At 67.2% G+C, this 18,086-nt stretch carries 18 protein-coding genes; 2 read left to right on the forward strand and 16 right to left on the reverse strand.

What is annotated here, in order from left to right:
* Positions 1-7: 7 nt before the first annotated feature.
* Positions 8-331, reverse strand: a complete 324-nt coding sequence (locus ACS0OT_RS11010) for a thioredoxin family protein (RefSeq protein ID WP_442255806.1) — start codon at positions 329-331, stop codon at positions 8-10.
* A gap of 5 nt (positions 332-336) precedes the next feature.
* Positions 337-753, reverse strand: coding sequence for a host attachment family protein (locus ACS0OT_RS11015; RefSeq protein ID WP_065177692.1), 417 nt, complete (start codon positions 751-753; stop codon positions 337-339).
* 568 nt (positions 754-1,321) lie between these two features.
* Between ACS0OT_RS11015 and proP the strand changes: the two genes are divergently transcribed.
* Positions 1,322-2,809 carry a glycine betaine/L-proline transporter ProP gene (proP, locus tag ACS0OT_RS11020; protein WP_188238530.1) on the forward strand — a complete coding sequence of 496 codons (1,488 nt, stop codon included), beginning with the start codon at positions 1,322-1,324 and terminating at the stop codon, positions 2,807-2,809.
* Positions 2,810-2,893: 84 nt separating this feature from the next.
* On the opposite strand, the gene ACS0OT_RS11025 is transcribed toward proP, so the two are convergent.
* The 10 genes from ACS0OT_RS11025 to ACS0OT_RS11070 form a co-directional block, all read right to left on the reverse strand.
* Complete coding sequence (locus ACS0OT_RS11025) at positions 2,894-3,511, reverse strand: hypothetical protein (protein ID WP_069138412.1); 618 nt, start codon at positions 3,509-3,511, stop codon at positions 2,894-2,896.
* A 63-nt stretch (positions 3,512-3,574) separates the two neighbouring features.
* Positions 3,575-4,201: an AAA family ATPase gene (locus ACS0OT_RS11030; RefSeq protein WP_065177689.1), complete on the reverse strand. Its 627-nt coding sequence runs from the start codon at positions 4,199-4,201 to the stop codon at positions 3,575-3,577.
* A 3-nt stretch (positions 4,202-4,204) separates the two neighbouring features.
* Positions 4,205-4,546 carry a type II toxin-antitoxin system prevent-host-death family antitoxin gene (locus tag ACS0OT_RS11035; RefSeq protein ID WP_065177688.1) on the reverse strand — a complete coding sequence of 114 codons (342 nt, stop codon included), beginning with the start codon at positions 4,544-4,546 and terminating at the stop codon, positions 4,205-4,207.
* A 70-nt stretch (positions 4,547-4,616) separates the two neighbouring features.
* On the reverse strand, positions 4,617-6,203 hold the full coding sequence (locus ACS0OT_RS11040) for a sensor histidine kinase (protein ID WP_065196385.1): 1,587 nt from the start codon (positions 6,201-6,203) through the stop codon (positions 4,617-4,619).
* Between the two features lie 9 nt (positions 6,204-6,212).
* Complete coding sequence (locus ACS0OT_RS11045) at positions 6,213-6,617, reverse strand: response regulator (RefSeq protein WP_005416747.1); 405 nt, start codon at positions 6,615-6,617, stop codon at positions 6,213-6,215.
* Between the two features lie 136 nt (positions 6,618-6,753).
* Complete coding sequence (locus ACS0OT_RS11050; protein ID WP_442255807.1) at positions 6,754-8,208, reverse strand: surface lipoprotein assembly modifier; 1,455 nt, start codon at positions 8,206-8,208, stop codon at positions 6,754-6,756.
* A gap of 90 nt (positions 8,209-8,298) precedes the next feature.
* Positions 8,299-9,063: a Slam-dependent surface lipoprotein gene (locus ACS0OT_RS11055; RefSeq protein WP_442255808.1), complete on the reverse strand. Its 765-nt coding sequence runs from the start codon at positions 9,061-9,063 to the stop codon at positions 8,299-8,301.
* Between the two features lie 52 nt (positions 9,064-9,115).
* Positions 9,116-12,238 (reverse strand): TonB-dependent receptor domain-containing protein, encoded by a 3,123-nt coding sequence (locus tag ACS0OT_RS11060; protein WP_442255809.1) that lies wholly within the window; start codon positions 12,236-12,238, stop codon positions 9,116-9,118.
* A 182-nt stretch (positions 12,239-12,420) separates the two neighbouring features.
* Positions 12,421-13,377, reverse strand: a complete 957-nt coding sequence (locus tag ACS0OT_RS11065) for a FecR family protein (protein ID WP_442255810.1) — start codon at positions 13,375-13,377, stop codon at positions 12,421-12,423.
* 82 nt (positions 13,378-13,459) lie between these two features.
* On the reverse strand, positions 13,460-13,963 hold the full coding sequence (locus ACS0OT_RS11070) for an RNA polymerase sigma factor (RefSeq protein ID WP_065177682.1): 504 nt from the start codon (positions 13,961-13,963) through the stop codon (positions 13,460-13,462).
* Between the two features lie 321 nt (positions 13,964-14,284).
* Between ACS0OT_RS11070 and ACS0OT_RS11075 the strand changes: the two genes are divergently transcribed.
* Positions 14,285-14,683, forward strand: a complete 399-nt coding sequence (locus tag ACS0OT_RS11075) for an OsmC family protein (protein ID WP_065177680.1) — start codon at positions 14,285-14,287, stop codon at positions 14,681-14,683.
* 63 nt (positions 14,684-14,746) lie between these two features.
* Here the strand turns inward: ACS0OT_RS11075 and ACS0OT_RS11080 are convergent, their stop codons facing one another.
* From ACS0OT_RS11080 to ACS0OT_RS11095, 4 genes are all read right to left on the reverse strand, one after another.
* Positions 14,747-15,076, reverse strand: a complete 330-nt coding sequence (locus ACS0OT_RS11080) for a hypothetical protein (protein WP_053500994.1) — start codon at positions 15,074-15,076, stop codon at positions 14,747-14,749.
* 97 nt (positions 15,077-15,173) lie between these two features.
* On the reverse strand, positions 15,174-16,919 hold the full coding sequence (locus tag ACS0OT_RS11085; protein WP_139727178.1) for a putative porin: 1,746 nt from the start codon (positions 16,917-16,919) through the stop codon (positions 15,174-15,176).
* 43 nt (positions 16,920-16,962) lie between these two features.
* Positions 16,963-17,628, reverse strand: coding sequence for a cell envelope integrity protein TolA (locus ACS0OT_RS11090; protein WP_065196393.1), 666 nt, complete (start codon positions 17,626-17,628; stop codon positions 16,963-16,965).
* A gap of 39 nt (positions 17,629-17,667) precedes the next feature.
* Positions 17,668-18,081 (reverse strand): ExbD/TolR family protein, encoded by a 414-nt coding sequence (locus ACS0OT_RS11095; protein ID WP_065185671.1) that lies wholly within the window; start codon positions 18,079-18,081, stop codon positions 17,668-17,670.
* Positions 18,082-18,086 lie beyond the last annotated feature (5 nt).

Below are 18,086 nucleotides of genomic sequence, written 5' to 3' on the forward strand. Positions count from 1 at the left end.
GCTGCCCTCAGCCCGGCAATGCGCCCTGCAAGGTGGCGAGGTCGGCGCTGTCGATCGGCCTCACCACCCGCGCCACCTCCTGGCCGTCATGCAACAGCACCACGGTGGGCCACAGTTTTACGTTGAAAGCACGCCCCAGCGGCTTTCCCTTGCCATCCTCGATCTTCCAATGCACCGGATCGTGGGCGTCGACAAGCGCCTGGAGTGCGGGCTGCGCGGCCTGGCAGTGACCACACCAGGGTGCACCGAACTCGAGCAGCAGCCAGCCCGCCTGCGCGTCCACGTCCGCGCCAGCGGGCTCCGTCGCCAGGTAGTCACGCATGAACGGCATGCCGGTTACGCCGCCAACGCTTTCTGGATATCCGCCAGCGGGGCGTTTGTCAGGTCCTTGGCAATGTCGCCCAGCAGGCGGGCCTGGACCTCCTTGTGCAGCAGCGGGCGGATACGGCCCAGCGTGGTGGGGTCTGCCACCAGCACCAGGTGTGCAAAGCGGTTGTTGAGCGCATCTTCGTTCAACTGCTCCGCCACCTGCTTGGCGAACGTCGCCTCGTTGAGCTGCGAAATGGACATGTCTTTCGGCACCGCACCGGCCGGCCCCTGCCCGGAGACACCCTGCTCGCTGATGTCCTGCAGGCGCAGTTCGCCTTCCTGCTTCAACGCCAGTTGATGTTCGTTGCCGACGTTGGTGAACACGCGGGCCGAACCACCATCGGCGACGATGATCAGCGTACCTTCGGGAATGCGACGGGTCATGCGATGCTCCTTCTCGATTGCGTTCAGCGCTACCGTAGACAGCGTTGCGTGAGCGCTGCGGCCAGAGTTCGTTCAACGCATGTCAGTGCACGCTGCGCGGATGAACAGGCGTGATGGAACACAGCGTGCAGATCAGGCCGCTTCTCTGCATGCTCACGCCGATGCCGTTATGATGAACGGATGATCGACACGACCCACTACGTGACGGGCGCACCTGTTACGTGGAAAGCACTGCCGACCGGCGCTTCGCTTGCCACGATGGCTCCCGCCCTGCCCTTCCACCGCCTCGCGCTGGATCCTGGCGGATGACGCCCGCAGGCGCTCTGGCCTGCCCTCCCTACGCTGCTGTGACCTCCGGCCGCTGACTGCGCGACCGCAGTGATCCTGTTGCTGCGTTTCCGCCGTTGCGGCGGTGCGTTGCCGTGCGCGTGGCGTCGTGCCTGCACACATTCCCCGGCCCCCACGCCACTCACCGATGCCCCTGCGCCACCTGCGCCTGCATCGCCGTTTCCGATTTCCGGGACCTAGCCCACCGTCTATTCACCTCTTCCACTTACAAGGGAGCCCCATGCAGGACACCCCCGAGGCACACGCCCACTTCGGCTGGTTCAAACGCCGCCGCCACCTGAAGGTCGATGAGATCACCGTCGTCGACAAGCCCATGCTCAAGCGCGCCGTCGGCGCGGCCGCACTTGGCAATGCCATGGAGTGGTTCGACTTCGGTGTCTACGGCTATCTGGCGGTCACCATCGGCCAGGTGTTCTTCCCCTCCAGCAATCCCACCGCGCAGGTGATCGCCGCGTTCGCCACGTTCACCGTAGCGTTCCTGGTACGGCCGCTGGGCGGCCTGGTGTTCGGCCCGCTGGGTGATCGCTACGGCCGCCAGAAAGTGCTGGCGTTCACCATGGTCCTGATGGCGCTGGGCACCTTTTCGATCGGCCTGATTCCCGCCTACGAGCGCATCGGCATCTGGGCACCGGTGCTGTTGCTGCTCGCACGCGTGGTGCAGGGCTTTTCCACCGGCGGTGAATATGGCGGCGCGGCGACCTTCATCGCCGAATACTCCACCGACCGCAACCGCGGCCTGATGGGCAGCTGGCTGGAGTTCGGCACGCTGGGCGGCTATATCGCCGGCGCCGGTACCGTGACCGCGCTGCACATGGTGTTGAGCAGCGAACAGATGCTGGACTGGGGCTGGCGCATTCCGTTCCTGGTGGCCGGCCCGCTGGGCCTGCTCGGCCTGTACATGCGCATGAAGCTGGAGGAAACCCCGGCGTTCCGCGCCTTCGCCGAGGAAGCCGAGAAGCGTGAGCACGATCGTCCCGGGCTGGGCGCGCTGTTCCAGGTACACGGTCGCCAGCTGCTGGTATGTATGGGCCTGGTGCTGGTGTTCAACGTCACCGACTACATGCTGCTGACCTACATGCCCAGCTACCTCAGCGTCACCATGGGCTATGCCGAGAGCAAGGGCCTGCTGCTGATCATCATCGTGATGCTGGTGATGATGCCGCTGAACATCGTCGGCGGATTGTTCAGTGACCGGCTGGGCCGCCGGCCGATGATCATTGGCGCCTGCATCGCGCTGCTGGTGCTGGCGGTGCCCTGCCTGCTGCTGGTGGGCAGCGGCAATGACGGACTGATCTTCCTGGGCCTGATGCTGCTGGGACTGGCGCTGGTGTGCTTCACCAGCTCGATGCCGTCCACGCTGCCGGCGCTGTTCTACACCCCGGTGCGCTACAGCGCGCTGTCGATCGCCTTCAATGTGTCGGTGTCGCTGTTCGGTGGCACCACGCCGCTGGTGACCGCGTGGCTGGTGGAGCGTACCGGCGACCCGCTGGTGCCGGCCTATTACCTGATGGGCGCGGCGGTGATCGGCCTGGTGACCATGCTGTTCGTGAAGGAAACCGCCGGCCTGCCGCTGCGCGGTTCACCGCCGGCCGTCGGCAGCGACAAGGAAGCGGCCGCGCTGTTGAAGAGCGATGTGCCGGTGACGGTGGACCCGACCTTGCCGCCGCTGCCGGATGTTGCCGAGCCCGAGCAGGTGAAGCCTGCCTGAGGCCGGGTGCAGAATGCGATCCACGCATGGCGTGGATCGATGGGCCAAGTGGCGCCGGGTGGATACGCCCGGCGCTGCATGGCGCTACGTCTTGATGCGGGTCAGCTTCCCCGGCGTCCAACGCAGCGTCCAGGTGTAGTTTCCGTCCGGCGGACAGACGTGGCGGAAATCGCGGGGAATTTCGCAGACCGTTGCGCCTGCGGTAACGGTGAAGGCAACGATGATCCGGTTGCCTTCGATTCGGATCGACTGCACCGCGCCCGGAATCTGGATGCCGGCATCATCGCCATAGCCATACCTGCGGATGGCGGCATAGTCCTCTGCCTCCACCGGCGACAGGCTCTTCGGGTTCTCCTGGCCACGCGGATCGTTCGCTGTCAGCGCCGTCATCACCGCCACCACATTGCTCTGCGCGAAGCTGCCGCCGGTGTAGGTGGACGTGTAGAAATACACGACCTCGGCACGGCCATCGCCATCGAGATCGGCAACAGCGGTCCACACCGGACGGAACTCGGATTCAATGTCATCGCCGGGAATCAGCCGCAGATTGGCTTCGGCGGCCCGATACGCCTGTACCAGGCTGGGCGGCGCCACCACCCGCTTGGACGCGGCCGGCGCGGCCATCGCCGTCAGGCTGGACAGCGCCAGCGCAGCAAGCGCCAGGCAGGTCGAAGTGGAGCGGAACATCGCAGGTCCGTGCATGTCATCCTCCTTGGGTGTGCGGCCAGTCTAACCACAGCCAAGGCATCCCCGCATGGCGTGGATCTAGCGCGGGGTGTTCGATTCCATTGCACGCATCACGATGGGCTTGGCCCAGCCGGGCGTGTGCAGCAGGTCGGCTACGGCAATCGGGTACTGCAGTTCGCCTGCAGCCATGGCCAATACCGGCAGCGGCACCACGCAACCCTGCGCGTCGGCCGGTGCGCTGTTGTCGTAGACGTGCAACTCGGCCAGGTGCGGCAGCAGCTCCAGCAGGTTCGCGCGCGCGGAATCGAAACGCGCGCGGATCTTCTCGACTGGAATGTCATGGCCACCGGCGGCCACCCGCGCAGCAACACGGGCGATATGCAGCTCAACATCGGCCAGCCCACAGAACCAGATCGCCACCTGATGCCGTTCGCAGGCCTCACGCAGCAGGCGCGGAATGGTGTTGCCGCCGAGCGTCGTCTCGAAGGCGAAGTCGGTGCCATCGGCCATGGTCTGGCGCAGGCGGCGGGTGCCTTCCTGCCATGCCTCGGCGTTGGCCTCCGGCAGCGACCAGCCGGCGTCGACCAGGCGACGGGTGAACGCGTCCGGGTTGAACCAGCTCAGCCCTTCGGCGTCCAGCCAGGTGCCCAGCAGCGAACTCTTGCCGGCGCCATTGACACCGGCCAGCGCCAGGATGCGTCCCATCGATCAGAGCGGGCGGCCGAGGGTGACCTTGCGGCCGCGCCGGATCGGCTGGCCCAGCACCTTGCCCAGCCCTTCACCGCGCTGCAGCCCGGCCAGGGTCTGGTCGAACTCGTTGCGCAGGCGCTGCAGTTCCTCGTTGCGCTCACCGGCATCGCCGCCAGCGGCCTTGGCCAGCAGTTCCTGGTAGGTGCGGATGTCCACGATCACCGCTTCCGGGTGATTGTGGTTGGTGATGACCAGCGCCTGCTTTTCGCGCACGGTGCGCATCAGGCTCGGCCAGCCGCGGGTCTTCACCGACGAGGCCGGGGCCTTTTCGAGGCCAGGCAGATCCAGCGGCAGGGTCATGGCACGGCTCCAGGCGGGGCGGATGGGAACCACTATACCCAATTTGGCCAAATTGGAGATAAATGCCCTTTTACCCAGGCAGCCCGGTGTCCGGGGCGTCGGTCTGCAGCAGGCTGTCGCGATCGCGCAGCGGGAAGCGGATCCAGGCATCCAGGCCTTGCGGGGTAAAGCGCAGCTCGCCGCTGCCGGCCAGTTCATAGGGCACCCGCTGCTCGATCAGGACCCGGCCCAGGCCACGCTGGCGTGGCATCTCCCACCCCTCCACCTCGGCATGGCGCTCGCACCAGTGCAGGCCCAGCCACGGCTGCCCGTCCTGCACCTGCAGGTGCCAGCAGACATCGACCCGCCCGTCCTCGTGGGCCAACGCGCCGTGCCGGAGCGCATTGGCGGCCAGCTCATGGATGGCCAGCGACAGTACTTCGGCCGCCTTCGGTGGCAACAGCACATCCTCGCCCTGCAGGTGACAGGCGGCGGCCGCCGGTGCCTGCGCCGCGATCTCCTCCTCGAGCATGCCGCGCAGGCAGACCCCTACATTGGCGCCGCGGGTCAACAGGCTCTGCGTGCGCGCCAGTGACATCAGCCGCGCGCACAGGCGCTCGGCATACTCGTCCACGCTGCCGACCGATACGCGGGTCCGCCAGGCAATGGCATGGATGGTCGACATGATGTTGCGCACCCGATGCTGCAGTTCGGCCAGCAGCACCGACTGGCGCTCGGTGGCACGCTTGAGATCGTCGATGTCCACTGCGATCGCGAACACGCCACTCACCGCGCCATCGGCATCACGCAGCGGTGCGGCGGCGACGCGTGTCCAGCGCGCGCGCCCGTCGTCATGGATGAACTGGAACTCCAGGCCCGGGACCATCGTCTCCCCCCGCAGGGCGCGGGCGATGGCGAAATCGTGGGGTTCGATGCGCGAGCCATCGGGATGCACCCCCTGCCACCGATAGTGGTTGGGGCGATCCGTGGAGGGCACCTTGCCGGTGGGAAGATAGGTCCGCATCTGGTCGTTGGACAGCTGCAGGTTGCCGTCGGCGTCGACAATGCAGACACCCACCGGCAGCACCTTGAAGGCCAGCGCCAACCGGCGGTCGCTCTCACGGCGCTTCTGTTCCTCGCGTTCGCGGGCCGCCTGCGCGACGTGCGCAGCGGTCGTTTCGAACATGGTCACCAGCACGCCGTTGATGCACCCGTCCTCCCCGCGTATGGGGCTGTAGGTGATGGTGAACCAGACATCCTCCAAGCGCCCACGCCGCGCCAGCGGATAGAGCTTGTCCTCATAGGTGATGGTCTCGCCCTGCCACACACGCTGGTAGATCGGGCCATTGATGTGCCAGACCTCGGGCCAGCACTCGCGCGTCGGCTGGCCCAGTCCGCCAGGATGCTTGTCAGCCAGGATCTCGGCATAGCCATCGTTGTAGAGCTGCACCAGCTGCTCGCCCCACAGCACAATCATCGGGAAGCCGTGCGCAAGCATCAGGTCGACGGTGGCGCGCAGGTGCGGCGGCCATTGCTCGATCGCACCCAATGGCGTGCCTGACCAGTCGTGCCGGGCAATGCGGGCGGCCATGCCGTCATGGCGCGCATGGGCCTGCAGCGACGGCGGCATGCCTGCCGGGCGCTCAACGGCCCGGAGGCCTTCGGTGCGGCGCGACATGCCGCGCAATCAGGCGATGCCCGCAGGGGCCTGCGGCGTCGCCACCAGTCCTGCCAGCTGCTGGACCAGGGCCTCGATGTGATAGGGCTTGGTGCAGCGAGGCGCATCCGCGAAGCGGCTGGGCAGGTTGTCATCGTAGCCAGAGGTCAGCATGAACGGCGTACCCGCTTCGGCCAGCCGGTCGGCCAGCGGATACACCTGTTCACCGCCCAGGTTGATGTCCAGCAGGGCCACATCGATGGGGTTGTCATCCAGCAGCCGGCCGAGTGCCTGCAGGTCCCCGGCCGGTCCCACCACCTGCGCGCCCTTCAGCTCCAGGTAGTCCACCAGGAACATCGCGATGGCGAATTCATCTTCCGCCACCAGTACTCTCAACCCTTTCAGGCCTTCTGGTTTGTTGCCCGCTTCCAGCACGACCGGCGCTCCTCGATACACGCGGCCCACCTCCGCCGCAACGGTCGTAGGATGCGCGAACCGGGCTACAAGGGCGCGTGATGATCGATGAAGATCGCAGCCGCGGCGCATTCACTCCGGCATGGCAGCGGTGCGTTCAGAACGCACGCTCCCATTTCAGGCTGAGCAGGCTGCGGTCATGGCTGTACAGCCAACCGACGTTGCTGTCGATGCAGGCGTAGCGCAGGCTCAGGCTGGGCACCAGCCCGCCCACCGCCAGCCGCTCGCTGCGCACGATGGCGATCAGGTTCTGTTCGTCGTCCTGCCTGCGCGCCTCCAGCAAAGGACTCCAGGCACCATAGTCACGGTGACGCAACGACACGAACACCGTGGCCGTGGTGCCACTCCACTGCCGTGCCGCGCCCAGCCGCAGGCCGTGCTGGCGGTAGCCGTTGGCCGGGTCGGCTGCGCTGCTGTCGGTCAGGTCCACGCCCGCGAACAGGGTCCAGCGCGGGTTGAGCGCGCGGAACCAGGTGGCATACAGCGCGGCCAGTTCGCCATCGTAGTTGTCGGCCAGGCCCGGCTGCCGGTAGCGCTGGCGTTTCCAGTCGGCCTCCAGCTTGAGCAGGCTGCGCGCGTCCAGGGCGTACTGCCATTCGCCGTGCACACCACTGCCGCCCTGCAGGGCGTGGTTGCCCAGCGCCTGGTAGTCATGGCTCGGCGCCAGCTGCAGGGTGTGCCGTGCACTGCGCCAGCTGTAGCCGGCCTGCACGCTGGCGTTGAGCTCGTTGTATGCGCTGTAGCCACGCCAGGCCTGGCCGAACGCCAGCCCACGCACGTACAGGCCATGATGGCCTGGCAACGCCCAGCGCCGTTCCAGGCTGGCGTCGTAGTCCAGGCCGGTGGCGCGCTGCGCTTCGGGCAGCGTGCGTTCGATCAGGCAGGTGTCGCCGACACCGAACAGGCAGGTGCGGCTGGCCGAACTGCGGTTGATGTTGTCGCTCCATGCAGGCCCGGCGGCGACCGCACCCTTCCAGCGCCCGCGTGCCTGCAACGCGTCCAGATAGCTGTCCACGCGTGCGCGCACACCCGCGGTGGCCGGATCGTTGCTGTCGATACCGGCCTTGATAGCACCGAACAATGCCACCGCCTCGCGGTCGCGCTGGTCTTCGGCATAGACACGCGCCAGTTCCAGGCGGGCGGGCAGGAAGTCCGGCTGCGCTGCCAGCAGCGCTTCGTACTCCTGTGCAGCGCGCGAATGGTCGCCGGCCACGCGGGCCAACGCACCCTGCGCATAATGGCGCAGCAGCGGGTCGTGCCCCGGAAGCTCGATATATTCGGCGAGGAACGCCGCGGCGGCTGGCCACTGCTGATGCTGCAATGACAAGTAGAGAGCCTGGCCGAGATCATCGACGGTGCGCTCCACCCGCACGGTCTGGCCATCGATGGTGAGCGTCGGCCGTTGCGATTCGGCCTGTTGCAGACGCTGCTGGTCCTGCTGCTGGTGGCGCAGTTCGCTGCCCTGTTCGAGCACGCGGCGCAGATCATCCTGCTGGGCGCGCACGTCGGCGGCAACCAGCAGCAGGAACACAAGGAAAATGGGGGGGCGCATGGGCGATCTGTGGTGGTGCATGCAGCGGGCCGAAGCAGGGACTGGCGGATCGCGGCTTGTCCCTGCCCTGCCCCGTGAGGGGCGTGGCGATCAGTTCTTGCTGCCGCCGAAGGCGGTGTCGTACTGGCTGTTGCCGGCGAACGTAGCGATACCGGCCAGGGTGGCCGCGTTGGCGCCGAAGAACTGGCCCTGGCTGTTGCCGGTGACCGAACCGTTGACCACAGCGGTGCCGGCGAAGGACGCATCGGCGCTGTTGATGTTGGCGCTGATCGCCAGGGTCTGGCCACCACCGGTCAGGCCGCCGGTCAGCTTGCCGGTACCGAAGTTCGCGGCGAAGGTGCCGCTGAGCAGGTTGCTGCCGTTGAACTTGTTCAGGCCAGCCACCGCGTACGTGGCGGTGCCGCTGGGCAACGTGGTGCCCGCACGGTCGCCAGCGAAGTACACCTGGCGATTGTTGAAGCCGCCTGCGGCGCCATCCTTGGACCATTCACCGAACCAGACATCGCCACTGCCCACCTTGACGAAGTTGAAGTGACCCATGCCGGCATGATTGCCCGGGGTGCCGGTGATCGGCATGGCCAGCGTACGTACGGTCACGTTGCCCACGGTGGTGGGGGCCGAGTATGCGGCCAGGCCCTGGAAATCGACCGGCTTGGCGTTGGAGACGGTGCCGACACCGATGCCGGCCTTGCCTGCGCTGTGCGGGCCGCCATTGACTTCGGAGGCACCGACCTTGACGTACAGCTGCGAATCGGTGGCCGGGCTGGCCGCACCGACGATGTCGGCGGCCTGGGCGGCACCGGCCAGGGCGAAGGTGGCGGCCATGGCCAGTACGGAACGGGAGATCATCTTCATGGAACTACTCCTTGGGTTGAGGGAACAACGGGTACAACAACGAGGCAGGTCATCAGAAGCGTGCAGTGACACCGAGCTTCAGCGTGCGCCCTGGCGCCGGCAGCGTGGAGCGCGTGGCCGGGTCGACGTAGTAGCGGTTGCCGAGGTTGGTGCCGACCAGCTCGACGCTGGCATGGTCGTTGATGCGCCAGCGCGCGTAGGCATCGACGGTGGTGATGTTTCCCCAGGTGAACGGCACGTTCTGCCAGATCAGGCCACCACTGCCGGCGTACAGGCGGTCACGGTAGGCCTGCAGGTCCGGGTTCTGGTGGCGCTGGTAATGCACGATGCGGCTGCCCAGCTCCAGGCGCTCATCGAACAGCCGGGTGCCCAGCGACGCGTTCACCGACAAGCGGGGAATGGCCTGGGTCAGCAGGTAGCCGCTGACGAAGCCGTCCTGCACGCAGTTGGGCACCTTGCCGGCGAGTGCGTCGAGCTGCACCGCCATGCTTTCATCACAGACCTTGTTTTCCAGCATGCGGGTGATGCCCAGGTCGGTGAAGAAGCGGCGGTTGTCGAAGCGCGCCTGCAGCTCCACGCCGCGGATGCGCTGCTTGTCCAGGTTGTCGAACAGGAAATTGCCGTCGCGCTCGATCACGTTGCGGGTCTTGTGCACGTAGTAGGCCAGCTTCACGTCGGCATCAGCGGTGTTGCCGAACAGCGCCGACAGGTTGTGCACATAGCCCACTTCGTAGTTGTAGGCGTGCTCGGGCTTGAGCGGGTACAGCGGGTTCAGGCTGCTGGAGAACGCGATGGTGCTCTCGAACATGCTGGGGAAACGCACCGCCTCGCTATAACGGACGTAGGCGCGCGCATTGGGCGAGAAATGCGCGGTGGCCGAGAAGGTCGGCAGCCAGGTATGGTCGCGCCTGCGCTCATTGCGCCCGGACACCGTCTGCGGCCGTCCGCTCTGGATACTGCACAGGATCTGCGACCCCTGCACCGGCAACAGCCCGGGAATGGCCGCCACCTCGCCATTCAGGCAGGGGTTGCTGGCACGGCTGTAATTGCCGTCCGCATCCGGCAGCCACGGAATGGCGTGGTCCACCGCAACCGGCGTCTCATACCTGCTCAGCAGGCCCTTCAGCAGATCATCAACAATGAAGCCCATGCCGATGCTGTCCCAGAACGCGCGCTGCGACTCGATGGCGTCGATCTCGCCCTGCAGGCTGGCCGGGCGTTCGGGCAGTTCGTTGACGCGGTAGCGGGCCTCCTTGGGGAACACCGAGGTGGTCATCAGCTCCGGGTGGTCCTGCAGGAAATCATCGAAGGCCCAATAGCGCGCGTAGCGCACGCCGGCACTCAGGGAGAGGAAATCCACCGGCCGCCAGTCCAGCACCAGGTAGCCCTCGCCTTCCTGGCGGCGCCCCGCGCGCGGATACATGCGCCAGCCATCGCTGACGCCGAAGTACGGGTCCGCCGAGCGCAGTTTCTCGAACTGCCAGTTGCCGCCCACGGTCAGGTCCAGGGTGGAATGCAACGCGAAGCGGTTGCTCAGGGTCAGGCCGGTGCGGTCGTTGCGGGCATTGGCCAGCGCGGTATTGCGCAGGATCGGGCTGCTGCCGGGGTTCCAGTCGGGGTTGCTGGCAAAATTGGGGAAGCCGCCAGCGGTGTACGTATCGCTTGTGGTTTCGGTGCGCCACAGGTTGGCACGCAGGTCCAGCCAGCGGCTGCCGGCGGGCTGCCAGTGGTATTCCAGGTTCCAGGCATCGGCATCGACGCGGCTGAGCGGCCACTGGATGCGACCGTAGTCGGGCGCTGACAGGATGCGCGAGGGCATGATCTCGCCGTAGTGGGAGAGCGTACGCCGCCAGGTCGCGCGCAGCTGCTGGTCGTCGCTGATCTGCCAGGTCGCCTTCAGCAACCACGACTCCTGCTCGCTGGAGGTGTTGGGCACCTCGTCGCCGGGCTTGAAGTAGCGCGCCAGCGTGGTGATGTAGTCCAGGCCCTTGTACTCGAACTGCTCGCGCGGATCCCGGTCGTAGTACGCCGCGCCCCGGGTGCCGGAAAAGTAGTTGCCCCGCTTGCGCCAGGCATAGGCCGCCATCAGGTCCACGTGTTCGCCACGCAGGCCCAACGCCAGCCGCCAGGCCTGGTCTTCCCCGGCGAACACATTGGTTTCAGAACCGCGCGACTTCACCGGCACCAGCAGCGTGCTGTCGGCATAAGGTGCCGAGGGCGAGCCCTGCGGGAACCCCGGCACCGTGCGGTAATCCTCGCCGGTATGCAGCCGCGGCAGGCGTGGCGCCACCGCATTGCTGCTGCCTTCGATCTTCAGCTCCCCGCCGAAGCGCTCGCCGGCAGCAACAATGTCGTCAACATCGATGGTCTTTATCACCAGCGCGCCACCGATCCCGCTGTGCACATCGCGCACCAGCCCTGGCCCCTTGATGACCTGGATGCCACCGATCAGGTTGGGATCGATGTAGTTGCGGTTGCTGACGCCGTTGTAGCCGCGCCAGACCGTGAGCGCCTGCTCGCCACCGTCGATGCTGACCGGCACCCGCCCCGGCCCCTGGATGCCGCGGATGTTGATGTCCAGCGCGCCGCTGTTGCGCGCATCACCGCTGAACACACCGACCAGATCCTTGACCACGTCGGCCGGGTTGGAGCCGCGATAGCGCTCCACACGGTCGCGCCCCGAGTACGCTGTGGTCAGATCCAGCGCGAACACATCATCGTAGCCGCGCCGATCACGCGCCTCGCCCCCGTCCGACTGCAGGCGACCGGCCACGTCCAGTGTTTCGGTCACCCGTACCCCTTCCCCGTCCCCTTCCCCCGCCTCCGCTGCGGCGCGCAGGCTCCAGGTGCCATCCATGCCGCGCTGGGCACGCACCCCACTGCCGCGCAGCAGCTGCTGCAGGGCCTGCATCTGGCTGTACTCGCCGCTCACCGCGCTGGATCGACGGCCCTCCACCAGGTCACTGCGGAAGACCACCTGCACATCGGCCTGGCGGCCAAAGCTGCGCACGGCATCGGCCAACGGTTGTTCCGGAATGGCGTAAGTGCGCAGCGGTGCGCCCAGTGTGGCTTGCGCCTGCACCACCGGCACCCAGGCCAGCGGCAGCAATGCGGTGGAGATGGCCAGGGCCAGGACGGTAGCGCGACGATGACAGGCGGATGCCGTGGACGGCATGGACAGGAACCCCTCAAGCGGGGCGGGACCACGGGCACGTCCGGTGCCCGGTGGTGTGTCTGGCTTGAGAAGAAACGCGGTTTCGCTCTGGCTATACCTCTATAGACAGCGGGGTACGACGACTGCCCACGGTTTTTTCATGTTTTTTCATGCAGCCGGTTCATGCGTGCTCCGCGGGCGCTTCACCACACCAGCAACGCACCACCGGGCAAGCGCTGCACCCGCAGTCCCGCCTGCGCGGCCACGGCGTCGATGGCCGTGTCCGGCTGCTGCAGATGGAACAGGCCACTGACCCGCACGCGTGTGCCCTGCCCGCCCACCACCCAGACCGGGGCACGCCGGTAGCGGCAGAGATCGGCGATGGCCTGCGCGGCAGGCAGACCGTCGATCACCACCTCACCACGGCGCCACGGCGCCATCGCCTCCGGCGCGGCCTGCCGCAGCGGCTGCAACCAGCGCCCGTCACGGAACGCGCGCACCTGCCCGGCGCGCAGGCGCTGCACGCTGCCATCGCCCGGGCGCACATCGACCACGCCCTCGCTGACTTCGGTGGTGATGGTGGCGCCCTGCATCGACACGCTGAACGCCGTACCGATATCGCGGATCTGGCCACCGCCGGCCTCGACCTGGAACGGTCGCTGCTCATGCGCCACCTGGAACCAGGCCTGCCCGCGCAGCAGCTGCACGCGCCGCTGCTGGCCATCGAACGTGAATGCCAGTGCGGTGCCGGCATCGAGTACCGCCGTGCTGCCGTCGTCCAGCCGCACCACGCGCGGCGCATCACTGCTGCGCACATCGCTGCGCGCCAGCAGCAACGCGTGCGGTGCGGCCGCGACCATCAGCACTGCGGCCGCAGCACTGGCGAGCAGCCAGGGCAGACGGCGGCGCGGTGCGATCGGGCGCAGCCCCTGCCGATCTGCGGTCAGCTCGGGCAGCGCTGCCAGCACCTCCGGCCCGGCAGCGTCCAACCGCTGCCAGAAGGCCTGCTGCTGGCGCCAGGCCCGCGCGTGGCGGGGATCGGCCTGCAGCCAGCGCTGCAGGGCTCGTTGCTGGCGTTCCGGCAGCGGGCCTGCACTGCGCAGTATCACCCAGCGCAACGCCTGCCTGGCCTGACGCGGCGAGGGTTCGGAGGTGGTCATGATTGTGGCCTGCCGCACCACGAACGGGTGCGCTTTCCTGTTGTGACAACGGCGGGCGCGATCTGCCCACGGTAATCGCCGCTCATCGACGCATTCCCTGCTGCTGTTGTTGGATCAGCAGCGCTGCGCGCAGCACATGCTTGCCGACCAGGCTCTTGGAGATTCCCAGGCGCGCGGCGATTTCGCGCTCGCTCAGGCCCAGGTAGCGGTTGAGCACGAAGCACTCGCGCACCTGGGCCGGCAGGGCGAGGATGGTCTGGGTGATCTCGCGCAGCTGCGCCTGGTCCAGCGCCTGCGCCTCGCCATCATGCCCTGCATCGCCCATGTCGACGGCGTACTCGGCCATCGCTCGCCGCTCGCGCGCGTCGGCCTGGCTGCGGTTGAGCGCGTGATGGTAGGCCATCCGGTACAGATAGCCGCGCGGCTCCAGGATGGGCGGATCGCCGGGCACGCTGCTGGCCTTCAGGTAAAGGTTCTGCAGGGTGTCCTCAGTACTGGCCGGGTCGAGATAGCGTGCGATGAAGCGGGACAACGCACGGCGCTCGCGGATCAGCAGCTCGACCAGCGCCAGGGCATTGGGAGACATAGGTGCCAAGGCCGGACCGGGGAATGATGGGCGTGATGGCGACGGTCCGGACGTGGATTGTGGGCTGCGCGGCCGTGGGCGGCAAGCCGCGGGCTCGCTCATCCACGCATGGCAGGTGCTCTGCGAACTGCAGCGCGACTGGGCCCGCTCGGCAACGGTCCCGGATTTCATGAACCTCTTCATCGCAACCGGTGGTACCGCGGGCATCCAGTTCTCGTACGATCGTACCGAGTGATGGGGTGGCGGCCCCGGTCCTGGCTGGGGCCGCCCTTTTTGGCGCAGTCGAGCGTGGCTCGACGCCACAGACAGATGGAGAACGTGATGGCCTACGCACGCATTGTTTCGACCGCCGACGACTATCTGCACCACATCAGCAACGGCAGCTTTGATGTGGATGCGGACGAGCCTGCCTCGCTGGGTGGCCAGGGCAAGGGCTTTGCGCCGTTCGACCTGTACCTGGCCTCGCTGGCGGCGTGTACCGCCATCACCCTGCGCATGTATGCGCAGCGCAAGGGCTGGGATCTGGGCGAGTTCCATGCCGAGCTGCGCTCGGAACGTGACGAGGATGGACGTTTCCACGTGCACCGCGTGCTGCATGCCAGCGCCGAGCTGAGTGATGCGCAGTGGCAGCGGTTGCTGGAGGTGGTGGAGAAGACCCCGGTGACCCTGGTGATGCGCGAGGGTGCACGCATCACCAGTGAGCACGGGGGTGCTGCGTAACCCCATCCACGCATGGCGTGGATCTACTGTAGAGCCAAACCCATGCCCGGCTCTGCAAAAGGCTCAGCGCCGTGAATGCAGTACGGTGCGCTGGCGCATCGCGTTGAATTCCTGCTCTACCTGCTGGATATCCTCGGCCTGGAACCCGGCCGCGTCCAGCAGTTCGTCGGCGGCGGCGGCGGCCAGCGGATCATCGTCACGCTGGCGCCAGCAGCGCGCTGGCAGGAAATACCCCACTTCGCTGCGCCCGCGCATGATCACCACCGGCCGGCCTGCGTACAGCAGGAACTCCGCCAGGTGCTGGCGCAGCCCCTCCACCGAGACATAGGCCGGGCCGATGCCCAGCGATCGGCTGGACGGTTCGGAACTCTCGAACAGCTTGCGACGGCTCATCCACTCCTCCTTATGTGCAGCGCGTGGTCTCCTTTCCTTAGACGGGCGCATCGCTGCGCCCCCGCCACGCACTACGTGATCCACATCACGCCGTCACTCAGAACCCGGTATTGAACTCCAGCTGGAACACATCGATCGACAGTGGAGCACCGGACACTTCCTTGGCCGCCATCCACTTGCCGCTGATCCAGCTGCGCGCGTCCAGCGCGTAGGCGCCGCCCACGTAGTAGCCGCGGGCATTGGTGCCTCCGAGGTGGAAGTTCGGGTCGTTGTAGGCGTCCGGCAGCGCATCGGCCTCGATGCGCTTGTAGCCCAGCAGCGCCTGCCACTGGCCCTTCTCCTTCAGGTCGGTGGCACCGAAGGTGGCCTGCACCATCCAGGCGGTGTCGCCGCTGCGGAAGGTGTCGATGCTGGCGGTACCACCGGCGCCGTAGTTGTTGACGATGCCGTTGTTGGCGCGGCTGAACATCGCCTGCTTGTCGTAGGCCAGGTTGCGGATGTAGTCGCCGTCTAGGCGCAGGCCGATGCCCTGGGCCAGCTGCGTATCCCAGCGCAGGTTCAGCGTGGCCAGGCGGAATGCCGAGGCCAGGCCGACGTACTGCGGGGTGGGCGTGTTGGCTGGATCCAGCGGGTTGCGTGCGATGTCGCGGATCAGCATCAGGGTGTTGCCCTTCTGCATGAACGCCGGGCGCGACCAGTCGGTATCGCAGCCCACCGCGCCCGCATACAGCGCGCACGGCGAGGACAGGCGGCCGCTGATGTTCTTGAAGTCGTAGTAACCCAGCGCCGCGCGCAGCGCGTTGTCATCGTTGAAACGCCAGTTCACGCCGACCTGTGCACCGGACAGCCACTTGTTCTCGTTCGGGGTCTTGACCCGGCTCTGGCTGGGCGCGCTGTCGGAGGTGTACTCCAGCGGTACCACCGCCAGATTGCCGAACAGGCCAAGGTCACCGCCGTCGAAGTCGTACTGCAGGTTGGCGGCCAGGCCATCGAAGTTCAGGTCGTTGGAGAACAGCGTATCGCTGGTCCAGAACGGATTGCCGAAGCGGCCGCCGCGCACCGTCACCCAGTCGGCCGGGCTATAGGCCAGCCAGGCCTGGTCCAGCCACACGTCCTTCTTGCTCAGGCCACCACCCAGCTGCTCGGTGGTTGACACCGGGCCATTGCTGCTGCCGCTGGCCAGGCGCACGCCAGCCGTGGTGTGCTGGCCGATGGTCGCCTCGATGCCGAGGCGGGCGCGGATGCGCCACAGGTTGCGGCGGTCCTGGCGGGTGTTCAGCAGCGGTGGCAGCTGCAGGTTGGTGTTGGTATTGGTGTCGAAGCCGTTGCCGGAATTGATCGACGACCAGTTGCTGACGATGTCGCTGTTGCGTTCGGAGAAGAAGCGCGACTCGCTCCGCACGCGCATGTCACCGGTGACCTTGATGCGCTTGGTCCACTCAGCCACTTCGTTCGGCGCCGCCCAGCCCTCGGACCTGGCCTGCGTCATCACCTCCTGGCGCACTTCGTCACGAATGCCGTCGCGCACGCTCTGCGGTACGTACGGCACGCGCACGTCACCGGCCTCCAGGGCCACGCCACCACTGGCGGCCGGTGTCCCGGCGGCCGCGGTGTGCTGCAACGCTGCTGCTTCGGCCTGCGCCTGCACCAGCAATGCCTGGCCGTCTTCGGGTTTCAGTGCACCGCTGGCGATCAACCCCTTGATCAGCTTGACCATGGTGGTTTCGGCGGCCATCGCGCCGGCCGGGGCGGCCAGGTTGAGCAGCACGGCGCAGCACAGCAGCGCCCGTCGGGCCGGCCGCGGGCGGCGGGAATCGGTTCGTGCGCGGACGTGGTCGTTCATCACGGTTCTCATCGAATGAAGGGAAATCATGGAGGTCGGGGAATCAGGCCCCGGGCCGGCGGCCCTGGATCAGGACGCGGGCGGGGAAATCAAGCGACGGCGGCGGTGCCTGGTCGACCTTGCCGATGCGACGCAGTGCATCGAGCACGGCCGCGTCGGCCTCCTCGTTGCCACTGCCACGCACCAGCTCGACCTTTTCCAGGCGACCATCGCTGGCCAGCCACACATTCACCTGCAACTGGAACGCCAGGCGCTTGACCTTGTCGTCGCGCGAGATCGCCTGCTGCATCAGGTAGCCGAGGTAGCGCCCATAGGTGGCGTTGCCGGCACCGCCACGACCGACACCGGACGAACCGCCACCACTGCCGGACTGGATGCCGAAGTTGTCGCCACCGGCCTGCGCGTCGGCGTTCATCGTCACCGGATCGCTGTTGTCCGGGGTCGGCGTCGGCTCTTCGGCCGGCGTCGGCTGATCCAGCGGCTCCGGTTCGGGCATCGTCTCTTCCGGCGGCGTTTCCGGTTCCGGCGGTTCTTCCGGTGGCGGCGGGGGTGGCGGAGGCGGTGGCGGCAACGCCAGCATCGGCGGCTGCACCACCGGCCGGCGGGTGCTTGCGGTGTCCTTGAACAACAGCCACCACAGCGCGACGCCAAGCACCAGCAACGCGACCAGCACCAGCGCGACGGTCACCAGCAACGGGCGACCACGCATGCCGGGCTCCGGCCGAGGGGGTTGATGGGCGGTCATGCCTCAGCCCTGCGCCTTGCCGGTGACCAGGCCGACCTGAGCCAGCTCCAGGCGCCGCAGCAGGTCCAGCACCTCGACCACCCGGGCGTACTGCACTTGCGCGTCACCGCGCACGATCACCGGGAAATCCGGCGTGGTCGCGCGCTCGGTGCGCAGGCGGTCTTCCAGCTCGGCCATCGTCACCGGGTAGGCATCCAGGAACACCTGGCCGCTGGGGTCGATGGTGATCGCCTTGGTCTTCGGCTTCTCCAGCGCCACGGCGTTGCTGGCCTTCGGCAGGTTGACCTCGATACCGGGGACGGAGGCGTTGCTGGTCAGGATGAAGATCACCAGCACCACCAGCAGCACGTCGACGAAGGGCGTCACGTTGATGCCCTTCTCGCGCTTCTTGATGCCGAACTTCGCCTTCTGGCCCATGGCGC

It is taken from the genome of Stenotrophomonas maltophilia group sp. RY12688, from assembly GCF_052149045.1.
GTDB lineage: Bacteria > Pseudomonadota > Gammaproteobacteria > Xanthomonadales > Xanthomonadaceae > Stenotrophomonas > Stenotrophomonas sepilia.

Coding starts and splice junctions, on each gene's coding strand:
- ACS0OT_RS11010 (WP_442255806.1), bottom strand. CDS start 331: ATGCCGTTCATGCGTGACTACCTGGCGACGGAGCCCGCTGGCGCGGAC.
- ACS0OT_RS11040 (WP_065196385.1), bottom strand. CDS start 6,203: ATGTCGCGCCGCACCGAAGGCCTCCGGGCCGTTGAGCGCCCGGCAGGC.
- ACS0OT_RS11025 (WP_069138412.1), bottom strand. CDS start 3,511: ATGCACGGACCTGCGATGTTCCGCTCCACTTCGACCTGCCTGGCGCTT.
- ACS0OT_RS11090 (WP_065196393.1), bottom strand. CDS start 17,628: ATGCGTGGTCGCCCGTTGCTGGTGACCGTCGCGCTGGTGCTGGTCGCG.
- ACS0OT_RS11030 (WP_065177689.1), bottom strand. CDS start 4,201: ATGGGACGCATCCTGGCGCTGGCCGGTGTCAATGGCGCCGGCAAGAGT.
- proP (WP_188238530.1), top strand. CDS start 1,322: ATGCAGGACACCCCCGAGGCACACGCCCACTTCGGCTGGTTCAAACGC.
- ACS0OT_RS11015 (WP_065177692.1), bottom strand. CDS start 753: ATGACCCGTCGCATTCCCGAAGGTACGCTGATCATCGTCGCCGATGGT.
- ACS0OT_RS11065 (WP_442255810.1), bottom strand. CDS start 13,377: ATGACCACCTCCGAACCCTCGCCGCGTCAGGCCAGGCAGGCGTTGCGC.
- ACS0OT_RS11070 (WP_065177682.1), bottom strand. CDS start 13,963: ATGTCTCCCAATGCCCTGGCGCTGGTCGAGCTGCTGATCCGCGAGCGC.
- ACS0OT_RS11095 (WP_065185671.1), bottom strand. CDS start 18,081: ATGGGCCAGAAGGCGAAGTTCGGCATCAAGAAGCGCGAGAAGGGCATC.
- ACS0OT_RS11055 (WP_442255808.1), bottom strand. CDS start 9,063: ATGAAGATGATCTCCCGTTCCGTACTGGCCATGGCCGCCACCTTCGCC.
- ACS0OT_RS11085 (WP_139727178.1), bottom strand. CDS start 16,919: ATGAACGACCACGTCCGCGCACGAACCGATTCCCGCCGCCCGCGGCCG.
- ACS0OT_RS11035 (WP_065177688.1), bottom strand. CDS start 4,546: ATGACCCTGCCGCTGGATCTGCCTGGCCTCGAAAAGGCCCCGGCCTCG.
- ACS0OT_RS11060 (WP_442255809.1), bottom strand. CDS start 12,238: ATGCCGTCCACGGCATCCGCCTGTCATCGTCGCGCTACCGTCCTGGCC.
- ACS0OT_RS11075 (WP_065177680.1), top strand. CDS start 14,285: ATGGCCTACGCACGCATTGTTTCGACCGCCGACGACTATCTGCACCAC.
- ACS0OT_RS11080 (WP_053500994.1), bottom strand. CDS start 15,076: ATGAGCCGTCGCAAGCTGTTCGAGAGTTCCGAACCGTCCAGCCGATCG.
- ACS0OT_RS11050 (WP_442255807.1), bottom strand. CDS start 8,208: ATGCGCCCCCCCATTTTCCTTGTGTTCCTGCTGCTGGTTGCCGCCGAC.